We start from the raw sequence: 18,927 nt of genomic DNA, 5'->3' as shown, positions 1-18,927 counted from the left end.
CGCTGGCGCCTGCATCGCCCTCGATACATTTCTTTGAGCATCCGATGTCCCGACTACCACCCGCCATTTTTCTCATGGGTCCTACCGCCGCCGGTAAAACAGACCTGGCGATCGAGCTTGCTCGTGCCTTGCCCTGTGACCTGATAAGCGTCGATTCCGCCCTGGTCTACCGCGACATGGACATCGGAACTGCCAAGCCTTCTGCCGAGCTATTGAGAGCTTTCCCGCATCGGCTGATCGATATCAGAGACCCAGTCCAGAGCTACTCAGCCGCCGAGTTTGTCAGCGATGCCCTGGCTGCAATGGCGCAGAGCACCGAGGCAGGGCGCATTCCGCTGCTGGTAGGTGGCACCATGTTGTACTTCAAGGCATTGCTGGATGGGTTGGCGGATATGCCGGCTGCCGATGTCGAGGTGCGCGCGGCGCTCGAAGCACAGATGCGGGCGGAGGGCGCTGGGGTGCTGCATCGCCAACTCAGCGAAGTCGATCCGGTATCGGCCGCACGTATCCATCCGAACGATCCGCAGCGTCTGATCAGGGCGCTTGAAGTCTATCGAGTCAGCGGTATCAGTATGACCGAGCATCGTGCTCGGCAATCCGCTCAAAAAGCCGGAGCCGGCACGCCAGACGGCTGCGTCTTGCCTTATACTGTCGCGCAGTTGTCCATGGCGCCTGCGCAGCGGCAGGTCTTGCACCAGCGTATCGAGCAGCGTTTCGTTCAGATGGTTGAACAGGGCTTTGTTGCAGAGGTCGAATCTCTTCGCTGGCGCCCTGATTTGCATGCCGAACTGCCGTCCATGCGAGCGGTCGGCTATCGTCAAGTCTGGCGCTATCTGGACGGTGAGTATTCTGCGCAGGAAATGGTTGAGCGTGGAGTGATCGCAACCCGGCAACTGGCCAAGCGTCAACTGACCTGGTTGAGGGGATGGGAGGGGGTTCACTGGCTGGAAAGTTCGGCCTGCGACAATCTGCCGCGAGCATTGAAATACTTGGAGAGGCTCACCATATTGAGCTGACACTACTATTTGACCGGCTATTCTCAATTACTGATCGGCCGTGTTCGATTCGAATAATTAATGAAAAGATCCTTTAAGGAGTGCGGCACATGTCAAAAGGGCATTCGCTACAAGACCCTTACCTGAACACCCTGCGTAAGGAGCGCGTTCCGGTTTCCATTTATTTGGTCAACGGTATCAAGCTTCAGGGTCAGATCGAGTCATTCGACCAATTTGTCATTCTGTTGAAGAACACGGTTAGTCAGATGGTTTACAAGCATGCCATCTCGACTGTCGTTCCTGGCCGTCCGGTGCGTCTGCCTGCTGCTGGCGATGCTGAGCAGTCCGAGTCGGGTAACGAATAAAGGGAGCCTTCATTGTTCTTCGAACGTCCCGGTGGTGGTGAGCGGGCTATCCTGGTTCATCTGGATGCTCAGGATCCAGCGGCGCGTGAAGACCCCCAAGAGTTTCGGGAGCTGGCGCGGTCAGCTGGCGCTGAAACCGTTGGTTTCGTCAATGTTGCCAAGCACCAACCTTCCGCCAAGTTTTTAATTGGCAGCGGCAAAGTCGAAGAGCTGCATGACCTTGTCAAGGATGGCGAGGTCGAGCTGGTCATTTTCAATCACACCCTGACGCCCAGCCAGGAGCGCAACCTTGAGCGAGCGCTCGAATGCCGTGTGCTTGATCGCACCGGGCTGATCCTCGATATCTTTGCTCAACGGGCACGCACGCACGAAGGCAAGTTGCAGGTTGAGCTGGCTCAGTTGGATCATATGAGCACTCGACTGGTGCGGGGCTGGACTCACCTTGAACGGCAGAAGGGGGGGATTGGTCTACGCGGCCCTGGCGAGACACAGCTTGAAACTGACAGGCGCTTGCTGCGTGTGCGTATCCGCCAGATCAAGCAGCGGCTGGAAAAGGTTCGTAGTCAGCGTGAGCAGGCTCGCCGTGGCCGCAGACGTGCTGACATTCCGCTTATATCCCTGGTGGGCTATACCAACGCGGGTAAGTCCACTCTTTTCAATGCTTTGACCGAATCCGAGGTTTACGCCGCCAACCAGCTTTTCGCTACGCTGGATCCCACCTTGCGTCGTCTGGATCTGGATGACCTGGGGCCGGTGGTTATTGCTGATACGGTTGGATTCATTCGTCACTTGCCGCACAAACTGGTCGAATCTTTCCGGGCCACGCTCGAAGAGTCGAGTAATGCTGATCTGCTGCTGCATGTCATCGATGCACACGAGCCTGAGCGGGATCAGCAGATCGAGCAGGTGCTGGCGGTGTTGACCGAGATCGGTGCGAATGAGCTACCGATTCTTGAGGTTTACAACAAAGTGGATCTGCTTGAAGGCATCGAGCCGCAGATCCAGCGCGATGCCGATGGCGTACCGCAGCGGGTATGGGTCTCGGCGCAACAAGGGTTGGGGCTGGATCTGCTGAAGCAGGCCATTGCTGAACTGCTTGGTAACGACCTTTACGTAGGGACGCTTCGGTTGCCTCAGCAGCTTGGGCGCATGCGTGCGCAGTTGTTCGACCTTGGGGCCGTGCAGTCCGAAGTTCACGATGAAGAGGGTGTCAGCCTGCTTGATGTACGTTTGCAGCGTGTCGAGCTGCATCGACTGATTAGTCGCGAGGGCTTTGAGGCGGAACAGTTCTTCGAGCAACACACTTTGCAATAAAGCTCGGGGGGCTTTTAAGCCGTTCGTTCCGGGCTTTCGGTAGCATTGGCGGACGCGCCGCTGGCGCGTCTTTAGCTTTATTTGAATGGAGAGCGCTATGGCTTGGAATGAGCCGGGTGGCAACTCGAACAACCAGGATCCCTGGGGTAGTGGTGGTGGTGGCGGTGGTCGTCGCGGTGGTGACGATCAGAAAGGTCCGCCTGACCTGGATGAAGCTTTTCGCAAGCTGCAGGACAGCCTAAACGGCATGTTCGGCGGCAAGAAACGCAGTGGTGGCTCCTCGGGTGGTGGTTCCGGGCGCCGCGGTGGGTTTGCGCTGGTCTGGGTTGGTCTGGTGGTGTTGCTCGCTGTCTGGCTGTTCAATGCCATCTACATTGTCGATGAGCAAGAGCAGGCTGTGGTGTTGCGCTTCGGGAAATATCACGAAACCGTGGGCCCAGGTCTGAATATCTACTTCCCGCCGTTTGATCGGAAGTTCCAGGCGAACGTGACTCGAGAGCGTTCCTACAGCAAGCAAGGGCAGATGCTTACCGAGGATGAGAACATCATCGAAGTGCCTTTGACCGTGCAGTACAAAATCAGCGACCTTCAAGCGTTCGTTCTCAATGTCGAAGATCCGGAAGCATCGCTGCAGCACGCTACTGATAGTGCTGTACGCCACGTTGTGGGTTCGACTGCGATGGATCAGGTGCTGACCGAGGGTCGTGAGGCCATGGCTGGCGAGGTCAAAGAACGTCTGCAGCGGTTTCTCGACAACTATGGGACCGGCATCATCGTGACTCAGGTGAACTTGCAGAGTGCCGCTGCGCCGCGCGAGGTTCAGGAAGCGTTCGATGACGTTATTCGTGCCCGAGAAGATGAGCAGCGCGAGAAGAACCAGGCCGAGTCCTACGCTAACGGAGTGATTCCTGAAGCGCGCGGTCAGGCCCAGCGCATGCTGGAGGAAGCCAGTGGTTATCGTGATGCGGTGATTTCGCGGGCACAGGGTGAGGCGGATCGCTTCTCCAAGCTGGTGACCGAGTATCGAAAAGCGCCAGACGTAACGCGTGAGCGCCTCTATCTGGAAACCATGCAGGAGCTGATGAGCAATACCAGCAAGGTTCTCGTCACCGGCGAGCAGGGCCAAAATAATCTGCTGTATCTGCCGCTGGACAAGATGGTCAACAGCCGCGGTGCTGCGTCCGAGCGATCCCCTGCGGCATCGGCGTCAGGCGCTTCGACCCAAACCACGAGGCTGCCGCCGGAGTTGGATCCGCGTGAAGTGCGTACAAGGGAGGTCCGCTAATGAGCAATAAATCCCTGACCGCCCTTATTGTGGGTGTGGTGCTGGCGATCGTTGCGTGGAATAGCTTCTACATCGTCTCGCAGACGGAGCGAGCGGTATTGCTGCGATTCGGTCGTATCGTCGAATCCGACGTGAAGCCGGGTCTGCACCTGAAGATTCCTTACGTCAATAGCGTGCGTAAGTTCGATGCGCGCCTGATGACGCTGGATACCACGACGTCGCGCTTTCTGACGCTGGAGAAGAAAGCGTTGATGGTTGACTCCTATGCCAAGTGGCGTGTGGATGATGCCGAGCGGTTCTACACGGCGACTTCGGGTGTGAAGCAGATCGCCGACGAGCGTCTCGCGCGGCGTCTCGAAGCTGCACTACGCGACCAGTTTGGTAAGCGGACGTTGCACGAGTCGGTGTCCGGTCAGCGCGACGAGCTGATGAGTCTGGTAACCAACAGTCTGAACCGAGCTGCGCAACAGGAGCTCGGGATTGAAGTGGTAGATGTTCGGGTCAAGGGCATCGATCTTCCGCGCGAAGTGAACCGCAGCGTGTTCGAGCGGATGAGTTCCGAGCGTGAGCGTGAAGCCCGTGAGCATCGCGCGAAAGGCAAGGAGTTGGCCGAAGGCATTCGTGCCGACGCCGATCGTCAGCGTCGGGTGCTATTGGCTGAAGCGTTCCGTGAGGCTGAAGAGCTGCGCGGTGATGGCGATGCGCAAGCGGCAGCCATCTATGCCGCTGCTTACGGGCAGGATCGGGAATTCTATTCCTTCCATCGCAGCCTTCAAGCCTACCGTGAGAGCTTCGCCAACAAAGAAGATGTCCTGGTGCTCGACCCTAAAAGCGATTTCTTCCGTTATCTGGAGTCCGCAACCGCGCAGTGATAGCAAATGGGTGGTCCGGCGGGGTGAGCGCTGTCCGCCGGGTGACCCGTTAGCGAAACATTGTTATGATCCGCGAGCCGGGAAAAGCCCGGCTTTTTTGCGTCTGCGCCCCGGCGGTAGCAGGCTGATCCGGGCATGGCCAGCCATGCTGACCCCCTAGGAGGGGCGTGGCGCTGTCGCCATGGTTCGAACACAATCGCACGCGACCGATGGGCGGCTAAGGCTGTTGCCCCGGCGTTCGTCTGCTTGACTAGGCTTGCCGTATCGAGAGGTGATTGGCGAAATGGCAACGATAGACCGCTGGCTCCTGCCAGATGGCATTGAAGAAGTGCTGCCCCCCGAAGCGGCGCGTATCGAAACTGCACGGCGTCGTGTGCTGGATCTGTTCCAGTGCTGGGGCTATGAGCTGGTTATCACCCCTCATGTAGAGTTTCTCGAATCGCTCCTGATTGGCGCTGGGCAGGACCTCGACCTCAAGACGTTTAAGGTTGTCGATCCATTGTCAGGCCGTCAGATGGGGTTACGAGCGGACATCACGCCACAAGTGGCGCGTGTTGACGCACATACGTTGCGCCGTGAAGGCCCTAGCCGCCTGTGCTATGCCGGCAGCGTTCTGCACGCCAAGCCACAGGCTCTCGCCACGTCGCGAAGCCCGATTCAGTTGGGCGCTGAGCTTTATGGCGACGGCAGTACTTCCAGCGACCTTGAGGTGATCAGCCTGATGCTGGAGACCCTTCTGCTCGCTGATGTGCCGGACTTGCACATGGATCTCGGGCATGTGGGGATCTATCGCGGGTTGGCGCGCGCCGCCGGCCTCTCTGGAGATGCAGAGCAGCGCCTTTTCGATGCCTTGCAGCGTAAGGCCATGGACGAGATCGCGGCGCTGACCGCTGATGTCGAGCCTTCGCTGGCAGGCATGTTGCGCGCGTTGGCGTGGCTCTGTGGTGGACGCGAGACGCTCGATGCTGCGCGCGAGCTGCTTGCCGGTGCGCCTGCTCCAGTTCTTGAGGCGCTGGAAGGTTTGGGGCAGGTCGCCGACCAGTTGGCGATGCGGTATCCCGAGCTGCCGTTGTATTTCGATCTGGGCGAGCTGCGCGGCTATCACTACCACACAGGTGTCGTTTTCGCGGTATTCGTCCCAGGCGTCGGTCAGTCGATCGCTCAAGGCGGGCGTTATGACGATATTGGTGCAGATTTTGGTCGGGCTCGTCCGGCGACCGGCTTTTCAACAGATTTGAAAACGTTGGTCAGGCTGGGCAATGCCGAACTCGTTGACTCGTCGGCCGGTGTGTGGGCGCCGCACAGTACGGATCCGGCGTTGTGGCACGTAATCCGTAAGCTGCGTGCGCGGGGCGAGCGGGTGGTTCAAGCGTTGAGCGGGCAGCAGGTTGATGCGGCGCCGGGCGTTGGCTGTGACCGGCAGCTACTGTTGCAAGAAGGTACCTGGGTTGTTTCGCCGCTGGACCGCTGATGTGGCTGTGCTGGCAGGTTTTCCAGATTTTTCGCCGGTCATGACCGGTATGCTTCGCCAAGAGGACAAGGTTTATGGGTAAGAATGTCGTGGTCCTGGGCACCCAATGGGGTGATGAGGGCAAGGGCAAGATCGTTGATCTGCTGACCGACCAGGCTGCGGCCGTGGTGCGTTTCCAAGGCGGTCATAACGCCGGGCACACACTGGTCATCGACGGCGAGAAAACCGTGCTGCACCTGATTCCGTCCGGAATCTTGCGTGAAAACGTCCAGTGCCTGATCGGTAATGGCGTGGTCGTGGCGCCGGATGCCCTGATGCGTGAGATCACCAAGCTCGAAGAAAAGGGTGTCCCGGTTCGTGAGCGTCTGCGTATCAGTCCGGCCTGCACCCTGATCCTGCCGTATCACGTCGCTCTGGATCAGGCGCGTGAAGCATCGCGGTCCGAAGGTAAGATCGGTACAACAGGGCGTGGTATAGGGCCGGCTTACGAGGACAAGGTCGCTCGCCGTGGCCTGCGGATTGGTGATCTGTTCAATCCTGAGCGCTTCACGGTCAAGTTGCGTGAGCTGCTCGAGTACCACAACTTCATCCTGCAGAATTTCTACAAGGTCGAGCCTGTCGACTTCCAGAAGACCCTGGATGAGGCGCTGGGCTACGCCGAGATTCTTCGGCCGATGATGACCGATGTCTCGGCGCGGCTGCACGAGTTGCGCAAGCAGGGTGCGCGCATCATGTTCGAGGGTGCTCAGGGTTCGCTGCTCGACATCGATCATGGTACCTACCCCTATGTCACCAGCTCCAGCACCACGGCGGGGGGTACAGCTACCGGTTCCGGTTTTGGTCCGCTCTATCTGGACTACATCCTCGGTATTACCAAGGCCTACACCACGCGCGTCGGCTCCGGTCCGTTCCCGACGGAATTGTTTGATGACGTGGGTGCTCGTCTGGCTGAGCGTGGCCATGAGTTTGGCTCGACTACCGGCCGCGCTCGGCGCTGCGGTTGGTTCGATGCGGTAATCCTGCGTCGCGCAATCGAGATCAACAGTGTCTCGGGTATCTGCCTGACCAAGCTGGACGTACTGGACGGCCTCGAGACCATCCGCATCTGCGTCGCTTACAAGGATCGCAACGGGGAAGTGCTGGTCGATGCGCCGACCGATGCGGACAGTTATCAGGGCTTGCAGCCGGTTTACGAGGAGCTTCCCGGATGGACTGAGTCCACTGTCGGGGTAAAGTCGCTTGAGGCGCTGCCGGCTAATGCGCGTGCTTACATCAAGCGCATTGAAGAGCTCGTCGAGGCGCCAGTCGACATTATTTCAACTGGCCCGGACCGCAACGAGACCATCGTACTGCGTCATCCCTACGCCTGATCGCTGGTGTGATATTAAAAAACCGCCCTCGGGCGGTTTTTTTGGCCAAGGCTAATGGCTTGTAGCTGCCAAGAAAGAGCATCAGTAGAGCGTTGAGCTACCGTTTATGGCTTGGCGGCCCTTCGGATGGACTCCAGACAGCAGAAACGAAAAAACCGAGCCAGTGGCTCGGTTTTTTCTGAAGAGTGGTGCCCAGGAGAAGACTCGAACTTCCACGATGTTGCCATCGCTAGGACCTGAACCTAGTGCGTCTACCAATTCCGCCACCTGGGCACATTGCGATGATTGCTCATCGACTTCTGTCGATTGCTGGTCGAGGCCGACAAACCTCGTGTCTATGAGGCGCTTGCTGTTGCAAATGTCTCATCGGATAAATGGTGCCCAGGAGAAGACTCGAACTTCCACGGTGTTGCCACCGCTAGGACCTGAACCTAGTGCGTCTACCAATTCCGCCACCTGGGCACTGCAAACGATGATACTTCATCGTTTCCGTGTTACAACGTCTACCAGACATTGTGGGCGCGAACTATACGGGCGAGGTTATGCCTTGTAAAGCCCCGTCCAGGAAAAATAATTTGTGCGAAAGCTGCCGTCGGACGGCGTTTCGCGCTTCAATAGATATAGGGCGTTCTGCCTCTATAAATGAATGAAAGGTGACATCTCTTAATGGCCGATTGGCAATCCCTCGATCCCGAGGCCGCACGTGAAGCGGAAAAGTACGAAAACCCCATCCCTAGTCGCGAATTGATCCTCCAGCACCTGAGCGAGCGCGGCTCGCCAGCGGCGCGTGAGCAGCTGGTGGAAGAGTTCGGATTGTCCTCCGAAGATGACATTGAAGCTCTGCGCCGCCGTTTGCGTGCGATGGAGCGTGACGGCCAGCTTATCTATACCCGGCGTGGCACCTATGCCCCGGTAGACAAACTGGACCTGGTTTGCGGTCGTGTTAGCGGCCATCGCGACGGCTTTGGCTTTCTGATTCCCGATGACCGCAGCGACGACCTGTTCCTGAGCCCGGCGCAGATGCGTCTGGTATTCGATGGCGACCGCTGCCTGGCTCGCGTAGCCGGCCTTGATCGTCGCGGCCGCCGCGAAGGCGCCATCGTGGAGATCATCGGTCGTGCCCACGAAACAATCGTAGGTCGCTATCAGGAAGAGAGTGGCATCGGCTTTGTGATGGCCGATAACCCCAAAATCCAACAGGAAGTCCTGGTCACGCCCGGCCGTTCCATGGATGCCAAACCGGGTCAGTTCGTCGAGATCAAGATCACCCACTGGCCCACTCAGCGGTTTCAGCCTCAGGGCGATGTGGTCGAGGTGATCGGCAACTACATGGCGCCCGGTATGGAGATCGATGTCGCGCTTCGCAGTTTCGATATTCCGCATGTCTGGCCGGATGCGGTCAAGCGTGAAGCCTCCAAGCTCAAGCCGGAAGTCGAGGAAAAGGACAAACAGAAGCGCGTCGACCTTCGCCATCTGCCGTTCGTTACCATCGATGGCGAGGATGCGCGTGACTTCGATGACGCCGTCTATTGCGAGAAGCTCAGTGGCTGGAAGCTGTTTTCCGGTGGTTTCCGTCTGTACGTGGCGATTGCCGACGTTTCGCACTATGTGAAGGTTGGCTCGGCGCTGGATCAGGAAGCCGAAGTGCGTGGGACTTCGGTGTACTTCCCCGAGCGGGTTGTCCCGATGCTGCCGGAAGAGTTGTCGAATGGGCTCTGTTCACTGAATCCGCACGTCGACCGCCTGGCAATGGTCTGCGAAATCACCCTGAGCAAATCGGGGAAAATGACGGATTATCAGTTCTACGAAGCGGTCATCCATTCCCACGCACGGCTGACCTACAACAAGGTCAGCAGCATGCTGGAGCAGCCGTCTTCAGCCGAAGGTAAGCGCCTCGTAGGTGAGTACGGTGAGGTGCTGCCTCATCTCAAGCAGCTCTACGCGCTGTACAAGATACTGCTCAAGGCGCGCCATACCCGCGGGGCAATCGATTTCGAGACGCAAGAAACCCGCATTGTTTTCGGTGCAGGGCGCAAGATTTCGGAAATCAAGCCAACCGAGCGCAACGATGCGCACAAGTTGATTGAGGAATGCATGCTCTGCGCTAACGTGGCCACAGCACGTTTCCTGCAAGACCATGAGATTCCTGGCTTGTACCGTGTGCATGATGGCCCGCCGTTGGAGCGCCAAGAAAAGCTCCGGGCATTTCTCGGTGAGCTGGGCCTTACATTACACAAGGGCAAGGAGGGGCCGACGCCCAAGGATTACCAGGCGCTGCTTGAGCATATCCAGGGTCGTCCCGACTTCCACGTGATTCAAACGGTCATGCTGCGTTCGCTTAGTCAGGCGGTCTATAGCCCCGATAACAACGGGCATTTCGGCCTGAATTACGAGGCCTACGCACATTTCACATCGCCGATTCGCCGCTACCCCGACCTGTTGATTCATCGGGCGATCCGCAGCGTGATTCGCTCCAAGCGCGATACGTCCCATGTCCGCCGGGCGGGCGCGACCAGCATGCCTAAAGCGCGCATCTACCCGTATGACGAGGCTGCGCTGGAGCAGTTGGGCGAGCAGTGCTCGATGACCGAGCGCCGCGCTGACGAAGCGACCCGTGATGTTGTGAACTGGCTGAAATGCGAGTTCATGAAAGACCGCGTCGGTGAGAATTTCCCCGGCGTCATCACGGCCGTGACCGGCTTCGGTCTGTTCGTCGAGCTGACTGATATCTACGTCGAAGGGCTGGTGCACGTAACGGCAATGCCCGGCGACTACTACCACTTCGATCCCCTGCATCATCGTCTCTCCGGGGAACGTAGTGGGCGCAGTTTCCGTCTTGGTGACAGCGTCGAGGTGCGCGTCATGCGTGTCGACCTGGACGAGCGCAAGATTGATTTCGAGTTGATTGGCGGTGGCAGCAAGACCGGGATCGGCGAGCGAGGTGCCTCTGACGCCCGCGGCGCGCGCAAGGACGGCCGCAGCAAGAAGAGCGCCGATGCACCTTCATCGAGGGGCCGGGAATCAGTCAGCGATGACGTGCGCAAGAGTCGTGAAATGAAAAAGGCGCTGCTGAGCGACGCCAAGGCAGGCAAGCCCTCGAAGAGCAAGCCCAAGCGCAGTAGCACGAAACCGAAAGCAACCGGCAAGGCGGCGCCAAAGTCCGACGGTGCCTCGCCGCGCAAGCGTAAGGCCAAGCCATGAGTGATCTTGAAAAGATCTATGGCCTTCATGCCGTCGAAGCGTTGCTCCGCCATCACCCGAAGCGGGTCAAGCAGATCTGGTTGGCAGAGGGGCGAGACGATCCGCGCGTGCAGAGCCTGCTGCAGTTAGCTGCCGACTCCAAAGTGCGCGTCGGTCAGTGCGAGCGTCGCGAAATGGACGCCTGGGTCGAGGGCGTGCATCAGGGCGTGATTGCCGAGGTCAGCCCCAGTCAGGTTTGGGGCGATGCGATGCTAGAGGAGTTGCTAGATCGGACCGAGGGTGCACCCTTATTGCTTGTGCTCGACGGTGTAACGGACCCGCATAATTTGGGAGCCTGCCTGCGTACTGCCGATGCGGCCGGCGCACTGGCAGTGATCATCCCGAAGGACAAATCCGCCACACTGAACGCTACGGTGCGCAAGGTGGCCTGTGGAGCTGCTGAAGTCATTCCGCTGGTCGCCGTCACCAACTTGGCTCGAACGCTGGAAAAACTGCAACAGCGGGGCCTGTGGATCGTCGGCACGGCTGGAGAAGCCGAGCAGGAGATCTACGATCAGGATCTCAGTGGGCCGATCGTCATGGTAATGGGGGCCGAGGGCAAGGGCATGCGGCGCCTGACCCGTGAGCACTGCGACTTCCTGGTTCGCTTGCCCATGGGCGGCAGCGTCAGCAGTCTCAATGTCTCGGTTGCCACCGGGGTATGCCTGTTCGAAGCCCTGCGTCAGCGACGCTCTGCACGGCGCGCCAGCTAGTGCCCGCATAGCCGGGATTTTCCCGTTAGGAACGTTGGCTTCAGCGGAAACGGATCGTTTTCGCTGCGGTCAATTGTCCGTTCTGAATCTGACGCAAGATCGTCACTTTTTGCTTGGCTGGGCGTCGGGTTGTCCGGGCGCCAGCTTATGGTTGCAGCCAGCGCCAGGCTTGCATCACGGAGGTGGTATGTCGCAACGCCCTTCTTTCGAGGCCCTGTTCAGGGTTTCGCCAAACGCCTACCTGCTGCTCGATCCCGATCTGGTGATCCTGGATGCGAACGCGGCGTACCTGAAGCTGACCGCGCGCAGCCTCGAAGAGATTGCGGGACGGCGAATTCAGGATGCGTTTGCCGCCGACCCGCAGTTTCCTGAGTCGACTCATGTCGACGAACTGCTCGACTCGTTTGCTCGGGTCCTGAGTACCAAGGCGTTGGATACTCTTCCCGTGATCCGCTATTCAATTGCGGTCAACTCCAGCAGCGGTGCGGTGTATGAGGACCGCTATTGGAGTGCGACACATACGCCACTGTTGGATGACCAGGGCGAAGTCGTCGCCATCCTCCAGCACACTGTGGATATCACTGAGCTGCAGCAGCTGAAGGATTCCATGCGCTCGGCTGAATCGTCTGGACAACCGGCGCAACAGATCGAGGCGGCGATCATTTCCCGAGCGCGGTTCATCCAGGATGAAGGCAATCAGCTGCGCCGATTGTTTGCACAGGCGCCTGGTTTCGTCTGTTTTCTGCGCGGCCCCGAGCACGTATTCGAGCTGGTCAACGAGGCGTATCAGCAGCTTACCGGACACCGCCAGCTGCTCGGTAAGCCGGTGCGCGACGGGTTGCCCGAGCTGGAAGGGCAGGTCTTCATGTCGCTGCTCGACGAGGTCTACCGTACGGGCGAGCCCTATACCGGCAGAGGAATGCGTGCGCTGCTGCGTCGTCGTCCAGGCGCCGAGCCCGAGGAAGTGTTTGTAGATCTGGTGTTTCAGCCAATCATCGAGCGCGATGGCCGGACGTCCGGTGTTTTCGTGCTCGGCAGCGACGTTACCGAGCAGCATCGCAGTCAGCAGGAGCTGCGTGAGTACCGCGAGCATCTTGAGGAATTGGTGCGTGAGCGCACCCGCGAATTACTGGACAGCGAGTCCGCGCGCCGCGCCGCACAGGCAGCCCTGATGCAGGCGCAAAAGCTTGAGGCTGTTGGCAAGCTTACCGGGGGCATTGCGCATGATTTCAACAACATGCTGCAAATCATCGGGGGAAATCTGCAGCTGTTGCGCCGCAACATTGGCAATGACGAGACGGCTCAGCGGCGGCTGGAATCAGCCGTTGGTGGTGTAGAGAAAGGTGCTCGTCTGGCTTCGCAGCTTTTGGCCTTCGCCAGCCGCCAGCCTTTGCAGCCGCAGTCCGTGGACATCGGTAATTTGCTGGATCAGATGAGTGAGCTGCTGAATGGCGCCTTGGGGCGCGCGGTGCAGGTTGAAGTCGATGTGGCGCCCGGTCTGTGGCCGGTGTTGGCCGATGTCGGCAATCTGCAGGCGGCAATACTCAATCTCGCGGTCAATGCGCGCGACGCGATGAGCGGTGGCGGCACCCTCTGCCTGCGTCTGCGCAATTGTGATCTGGGCTCAAGCGAGCTTGCCGGGCAGCCTGGGGTCGAGCCCGGTCCATTCGTGGAGCTCGCAGTTACCGATGTGGGCGAGGGCATGCGTCCGGAAATCCTCGAGCGCGCGTTCGAGCCCTTCTTTACCACGCGTAAAGACAGCAACGCGTCCGGTCTAGGTCTGAGCATGGTCTATGGCTTCGTCAAGCAAAGTGGTGGATTCGTTGTGCTGGAAAGCGACGAAGGCGAGGGTACGTCGGTCCGGGTCTACTTGCCGTGTAAGGTTGCTTTGGGCGAACAAGGTATCGATTCTGTCGGGATGTCCGAGCAGCGCGGGTCGGTACCAGCATCGTCCGAACAGATCGAGGGGGAGTCCGCTTCAGGTCTGAGGATCCTCTTCGTCGAAGACGATCCGACTCTGCGCATGCTCACCGGTGAAGTCATGGACGAGCTGGGACACCAGGTCAGCCTTTGCGAGTCGGCCGAGGCTGCGCTTAAGCAGCTCGAACAGCATTCATTCGACGTGTTGCTTACTGATGTCGGGCTGGCCGGCATGAGCGGCATTGAGCTGGTTCGAGAGGCCAGGATGCGCGATGCCAGCCTGAGTGTCGTTATTGCTTCGGGCTACGCAGTCGATGCGCGGGAAGTGGGGCTGGATGACCTGCGTACCATGCTCAAGCCCTACGATATCCACCAGGTCCGATCGTTGCTTGAAAGCATCCAGGCCGAGCGGACCATCGCCGGGCGCGACTGATCGCTGGTTGGTTAAATATTCACCAAATCGCCTTGCGTGGTTGTCCGGGCTTCTCTAGAATTGCGCCCCTTGCCCGGATGGCAGGCGTTTGCGCGCCTCTCTGGCTGGCAAGTCAACATAACTGATTCACTCCTTGCCTGATCCGCGTGGTGCGGCAGGCTGCAACCCGTAAGGAGCAACAATGCGTCATTACGAAATCATCTTTCTGGTCCACCCCGACCAGAGCGAGCAGGTTGGCGGCATGGTGGAGCGTTACACCAAGCTGATCGAAGAAGACGGTGGCAAGATTCATCGTCTGGAAGACTGGGGCCGTCGTCAGCTGGCTTATGCCATCAACAATGTTCACAAGGCTCACTACGTGATGCTGAACGTTGAGTGCAGCGGCAAGGCACTGGCTGAACTGGAAGACAACTTCCGCTACAACGACGCCGTCATCCGTAACCTGGTCATCCGTCGCGACGAAGCCGTGACTGAGCAGTCCGAGATGCTGAAGGCTGAGGAAAACCGTAGCGAGCGCCGTGAGCGTCGTGATCGCCCTGAATCTGACTCTGCCAATGAAAATGACAGTGACAGCGACAGCCGCGACAACAACGCTGACGAGTAATCCACGGACCTATTGAGGAGCCTATTTCATGGCACGTTTTTTCCGTCGTCGTAAGTTCTGCCGTTTCACTGCAGAAAACGTGAAAGAGATCGACTACAAGGATCTCAACACGCTGAAGGCCTACATTTCCGAAACCGGCAAGATTGTTCCTAGCCGTATCACCGGAACCAAAGCACGTTATCAGCGCCAGCTGGCTACCGCTATCAAGCGCGCCCGCTTCCTGGCCCTGCTGCCCTACACCGACAGCCACGGCCGTTAATCGAACTGTTAGACAGACGTAAAGGATAGATCGCATGCGCGCCCTGGCTGAGTTCATCATGCGCGGCCGTATGCAGGCAATTGTTGTGGTGGCTGGCTCTGCAGCGCTGCCAATGTTGTTCTGGCTGTCCGCTGCGGCGGGAAGTCTGGTGTTGCTGCGTCGCGGGTTGAACGACGCACTGGGCGTAGTGGCATGGGCTCTGTTGCCCGCTCTGGTCTGGTGGTACTTCGGTGATCCGCGGACCTTGCTGGTACTGCTGGGATCGTTCGGGTTAGCGCTGCTGTTGCGCAACCAGAGCTCCTGGTCTCGTGTGATGTTGTGCAGCGTAGGGCTCGGGATGTTGTACGCCTGGGCGCTGGGAATGGTTTTCGGCGAGCCAATCGCGGCACTCGCTACCGAGTTGCAGAAAGTGCTACCCGACATGCTGTCGGATGCCTATCAGCAGCTTTCGGTGGAAGAGCAAGCCCGATTGGGAGCATTGCTGGCTCCGGTTCTGACCGGTTTGTTGGCAGGGCTACTGCAGATCACCACGCTGCTCAGTCTGATGCTCGGGCGGTACTGGCAGGCCTTGTTGTTCAACCCGGGTGGGTTTGGCCTCGAGTTTCGGTCGCTGCGATTTTCAGCGTTGCCTGCGATGGTGTTGTTGATGGGCGTGCTGCTGGGACCAAGTCTCGGTGTGCAGGTGGCGATGCTGGCGCCGTTGTGCAGTGTTCCGCTGGTCTTTGCCGGTATCGCACTAATACACGGGTTGGTGGCAAAGAACCGGATGTCACGGTTCTGGCTGGTGGGGCTTTACGTCACGCTGGTGCTGTTCATGCAGTTGATTTATCCGTTACTGGCCGTTATGGCCATTGTCGACAGCTTGTTTGATTTTCGCGGTCGGGCATCTCGTGATGACGATGCGGGACCTGCGAACGGTGAAGGTTAAGTTAAAGAGGTAAGACTCAAATGGAAGTCATCCTGCTAGAAAAAGTCGCAAACTTGGGCAACCTGGGCGACAAGGTAAACGTCAAGTCTGGTTACGGCCGCAACTATCTGCTGCCGCAGCGCAAGGCTACTGCTGCAACTCCGGCGAACATCGCCGAGTTCGAAGCTCGCCGTGCTGATCTGGAAAAAGCTGCTGCCGAGCGTAAGGCTTCTGCCGAAACTCGCGCCGCTCAGCTGGCCGAGCTGGAAGTCACCATCACCGCTACTGCGGGCGATGAGGGCAAGCTGTTCGGTTCCATCGGCACTCACGACATCGCCGACGCACTGACCGCCTCCGGCGTTGAAGTGGCGAAGAGCGAAGTCCGTCTGCCGAACGGCACCATCCGCCAGGTTGGTGAGTACGACGTAGCTGTGCACCTGCACACCGACGTCGAAGCGACCGTCAAGCTGATCGTCATCGCTGGCTAACAGCGGCTATCGTCTGGCACCTCGGGTGCCTGACGGTTACCATCGGGCACGTTTCCACGCAAGTGGAACGTGCCCTTTGTTTTTCTGAATGCCAAAGAATTCCGAGTGCCATGAACGACATCAGTGTGCCCCAGCAGTACGACCTGGAAACCGCAGCGCTCAAGGTGCCGCCACATTCCATCGAGGCCGAGCAGGCCGTGCTGGGCGGCTTGATGCTGGACAACAATGCGTGGGAGCGCGTGTTGGATCAGGTATCGGACGGTGACTTTTACCGCCATGACCACCGACTGATCTTCCGCGCTATTTTCACGCTTGCCGAGCGAAACTCTCCCTTCGACGTAGTGACGCTCTCAGAGCAGCTGGATAAAGAAGGCCATCTGCCGCAGGTCGGTGGGCTGGCCTATCTGGGTGAGCTCGCCAAGAACACCCCGTCCGTGGCAAACATCAAAGCCTACGCGCAGATCATTCGTGAGCGTGCAACGTTGCGCCAACTGATCGGCATCAGCAACGACATCGCCGACAGCGCTTATGCGCCGCAGGGGCGCACAGGCGACGAGATCCTCGACGAAGCTGAGCGGATGATCTTCCAGATCGCCGAAGCGCGCCCCAATACCGGTGGGCCGATCGGGATCAATGACATTCTGGTCAAGGCTATCGACCGGATCGACTCCCTGTTCAATGCGGGCGAGGACATTACCGGGCTGTCGACTGGCTTTACCGATCTGGATGAGGCGACCAGCGGCCTGCAGCCCGCGGACCTGATCATCGTTGCCGGCCGTCCTTCCATGGGCAAGACCACCTTCGCGATGAACCTTGTGGAAAACGCTGCCTTGCGCTCCGATAAGGCCATCCTGGTCTTCTCGCTGGAAATGCCCGCCGACTCTATCGTGATTCGTATGCTGGCTTCCCTGGGCCGAATCGATCAGACCAAGGTGCGAACCGGTAAGCTCAGCGACGACGACTGGCCGCGGTTGACCTCGGCGGTCAACCTGCTCAACGACCGTAAACTGTTCATCGACGATACTGCTGGTATCTCGCCGTCGGAAATGCGCGCCCGCACACGCCGTCTGGCCCGCGAGCATGGCGAAATCGGCATGATCATGGTCGACTACCTGCAGTTGATGCAGATTCCCGGTTCCAGCGGCGACAACCGGACCAATGAGATTTCCGAGATTTCGCGCTCTCTGAAAGGCCTGGCCAAGGAATTCAATTGCCCGGTGATCGCGCTTTCCCAGCTCAACCGCTCGCTTGAACAGCGACCCAACAAACGTCCGATCAACTCTGACCTTCGTGAGTCTGGAGCCATCGAGCAGGACGCCGACATCATCATGTTCGTCTACCGGGACGAGGTGTATCACCCCGAAACGGAATACAAGGGCGTCGCCGAAATCATCATCGGCAAACAACGTAATGGTCCAATCGGTACCACCCGGCTGGCGTTCCTCGGTAAGTACTCGCGCTTCGAGAACCTGGCGCCGGGCAGTTATCAGTTTGACGATGAGTAACCAGCCGACGCTCAGCGGCTTGCGGGCCTGACGGAAAGCGCCGGACAATACCGGCTCACTCCTGTCCTGAAGGGCTTTCCATGCGTCCCCTGGTTGCTACGGTCGATCTTGCCGCGCTTCGTCACAACTATCAGCTAGCCAAGCAGTGCGCTCCAGGGCGCAAAGCCTTTGCCGTAGTCAAGGCGAATGCCTATGGGCACGGTGCAGCAGCTGCGGTTGAGTGCTTGCGCGACATGGCTGACGGATTTGCGGTGGCGTCTCTGGAGGAAGCGGAGCAGGTTCGGTTGGTCGACGCGAACGCGCGGCTGTTACTGCTCGAAGGCTGCTTCGAGCCGAGCGAGTATGTCGCCGCAGCCGAGCTTGGGTTGGACGTTGCAGTTCAAGGCGAGGCTCAACTTGATGCGCTGCTAGCTGCAGTTATCGAACGGCCCTTGAATCTGTGGCTGAAGCTCGACTCCGGCATGCACCGCTTAGGCTTCAGCGCCGATGGTTTGCGTCGCGCCCATGCTCGTCTGCAAGGCGCGCCGCAGGTTGCCGAACTGAACCTTATGAGCCATTTTGCCTGCGCCGATGAGCGGGGGCATCCGCTCAACGAAGCGCAGCTGGAGCAGTTCAGCAGTCTTCTGGATCTCGCATTCGACAACCGCTCATTCGCCAATTCTGCCGCTGTGCTGACGATGTCTGCTGCGCACATGGATTGGCTACGTCCCGGAATCATGCTCTACGGTGCTACGCCCTTCGCCGAGCTGAGCGCCGAAACCCTGGGACTGAAGCCGGTGATGACGCTGACGGCATCGATCATCGCAATCCGCGAGGTTCCTGTGGGCGACAGTGTCGGCTACGGCGCCAGTTGGGTCGCCCAGCGTCCTTCGCGCATCGCCACGGTGAGCTGCGGTTATGCCGATGGGTATCCACGTACGGTGCCGGCCGGCACTTGCGTGGTGATCGGTGGCCGGCGAGTTCCGTTGGCTGGTCGGGTCTCAATGGACATGCTCGCTGTCGACATCACCGATCTGCCGCAAGCGGTGCTCGGGGATGCAGTGGAGCTGTGGGGCAACGAGATTCCAATTGACGAATTGGCACAGGCCTGCGGCACCATTGGCTACGAACTGCTGACCAAAGTTACCCAGCGCGTACCGCGGCGTTATATCAACGGTTGAACGCCGTTTCGCCTGTGCAGCGACGG

At 59.0% G+C, this 18,927-nt stretch carries 16 protein-coding genes and 2 tRNA genes; 16 read left to right on the top strand and 2 right to left on the bottom strand.

Translation table 11 applies throughout. From position 1 onward, the window contains the following. Positions 1-44 precede the first annotated feature (44 nt). The 7 genes from miaA (at position 45) to ACSSNI_RS08890 (ending at position 7,672) form a co-directional block, all read left to right on the top strand. On the top strand, positions 45-1,016 hold the full coding sequence (gene miaA, locus ACSSNI_RS08920; protein WP_200636706.1) for a tRNA (adenosine(37)-N6)-dimethylallyltransferase MiaA: 972 nt from the start codon (positions 45-47) through the stop codon (positions 1,014-1,016). An 89-nt stretch (positions 1,017-1,105) separates the two neighbouring features. Then, positions 1,106-1,360, top strand: a complete 255-nt coding sequence (gene hfq / locus ACSSNI_RS08915) for an RNA chaperone Hfq (RefSeq protein WP_019340119.1) — start codon at positions 1,106-1,108, stop codon at positions 1,358-1,360. 12 nt (positions 1,361-1,372) lie between these two features. Beyond that, on the top strand, positions 1,373-2,674 hold the full coding sequence (gene hflX / locus ACSSNI_RS08910; protein ID WP_200636704.1) for a ribosome rescue GTPase HflX: 1,302 nt from the start codon (positions 1,373-1,375) through the stop codon (positions 2,672-2,674). A gap of 97 nt (positions 2,675-2,771) precedes the next feature. Continuing rightward, on the top strand, positions 2,772-3,959 hold the full coding sequence (gene hflK, locus ACSSNI_RS08905) for an FtsH protease activity modulator HflK (RefSeq protein WP_200636702.1): 1,188 nt from the start codon (positions 2,772-2,774) through the stop codon (positions 3,957-3,959). Further along, positions 3,959-4,831, top strand: a complete 873-nt coding sequence (hflC, locus tag ACSSNI_RS08900; RefSeq protein ID WP_200636700.1) for a protease modulator HflC — start codon at positions 3,959-3,961, stop codon at positions 4,829-4,831. The genes hflK and hflC overlap by 1 nt, the downstream gene beginning before the upstream one ends. A gap of 283 nt (positions 4,832-5,114) precedes the next feature. Continuing rightward, positions 5,115-6,302 (top strand): ATP phosphoribosyltransferase regulatory subunit, encoded by a 1,188-nt coding sequence (locus ACSSNI_RS08895; protein ID WP_200636698.1) that lies wholly within the window; start codon positions 5,115-5,117, stop codon positions 6,300-6,302. A gap of 74 nt (positions 6,303-6,376) precedes the next feature. Continuing rightward, complete coding sequence (locus ACSSNI_RS08890; RefSeq protein WP_102836997.1) at positions 6,377-7,672, top strand: adenylosuccinate synthase; 1,296 nt, start codon at positions 6,377-6,379, stop codon at positions 7,670-7,672. 186 nt (positions 7,673-7,858) lie between these two features. Here the strand turns inward: ACSSNI_RS08890 and ACSSNI_RS08885 are convergent. Both ACSSNI_RS08885 and ACSSNI_RS08880 read right to left on the bottom strand, forming a co-directional pair. Further along, positions 7,859-7,945: transfer RNA gene (locus ACSSNI_RS08885), tRNA-Leu, on the bottom strand. A 102-nt stretch (positions 7,946-8,047) separates the two neighbouring features. Then, positions 8,048-8,134: transfer RNA gene (locus ACSSNI_RS08880), tRNA-Leu, on the bottom strand. 204 nt (positions 8,135-8,338) lie between these two features. Here ACSSNI_RS08880 and rnr point away from each other — a divergent pair. The 9 genes from rnr (at position 8,339) to alr (ending at position 18,901) form a co-directional block, all read left to right on the top strand. Then, positions 8,339-10,873, top strand: coding sequence for a ribonuclease R (gene rnr / locus ACSSNI_RS08875; protein ID WP_159967130.1), 2,535 nt, complete (start codon positions 8,339-8,341; stop codon positions 10,871-10,873). Then, positions 10,870-11,625: a 23S rRNA (guanosine(2251)-2'-O)-methyltransferase RlmB gene (rlmB, locus tag ACSSNI_RS08870; RefSeq protein ID WP_159967131.1), complete on the top strand. Its 756-nt coding sequence runs from the start codon at positions 10,870-10,872 to the stop codon at positions 11,623-11,625. The genes rnr and rlmB overlap by 4 nt, the downstream gene beginning before the upstream one ends. A 187-nt stretch (positions 11,626-11,812) precedes the next feature. Then, entirely contained in the window at positions 11,813-13,978 is a 2,166-nt protein-coding gene (locus tag ACSSNI_RS08865) for a PAS domain-containing protein (protein WP_448259136.1), read from the top strand. A gap of 181 nt (positions 13,979-14,159) precedes the next feature. Continuing rightward, positions 14,160-14,582, top strand: a complete 423-nt coding sequence (rpsF, locus tag ACSSNI_RS08860) for a 30S ribosomal protein S6 (protein WP_045424432.1) — start codon at positions 14,160-14,162, stop codon at positions 14,580-14,582. A 28-nt stretch (positions 14,583-14,610) separates the two neighbouring features. Then, a complete protein-coding gene (rpsR, locus tag ACSSNI_RS08855; RefSeq protein WP_019340128.1) occupies positions 14,611-14,841 on the top strand; it encodes a 30S ribosomal protein S18 in 231 nt (76 codons plus the stop codon). Positions 14,842-14,875: 34 nt separating this feature from the next. Further along, positions 14,876-15,769: a YybS family protein gene (locus ACSSNI_RS08850; RefSeq protein WP_159967133.1), complete on the top strand. Its 894-nt coding sequence runs from the start codon at positions 14,876-14,878 to the stop codon at positions 15,767-15,769. Between the two features lie 20 nt (positions 15,770-15,789). Next, entirely contained in the window at positions 15,790-16,236 is a 447-nt protein-coding gene (rplI, locus tag ACSSNI_RS08845; protein WP_102836992.1) for a 50S ribosomal protein L9, read from the top strand. A 110-nt stretch (positions 16,237-16,346) separates the two neighbouring features. After that, positions 16,347-17,741, top strand: a complete 1,395-nt coding sequence (gene dnaB / locus ACSSNI_RS08840) for a replicative DNA helicase (RefSeq protein WP_148925206.1) — start codon at positions 16,347-16,349, stop codon at positions 17,739-17,741. Between the two features lie 80 nt (positions 17,742-17,821). Beyond that, a complete protein-coding gene (gene alr / locus ACSSNI_RS08835; RefSeq protein ID WP_200636696.1) occupies positions 17,822-18,901 on the top strand; it encodes an alanine racemase in 1,080 nt (359 codons plus the stop codon). The last annotated feature ends 26 nt before the right edge of the window (positions 18,902-18,927 follow it).

It is taken from the genome of Stutzerimonas tianxiuensis (assembly GCF_053470365.1).
The sequence above is the reverse complement of the archived record's forward strand: the minus strand, read 5'-3'. Positions and strand labels throughout refer to the sequence as shown.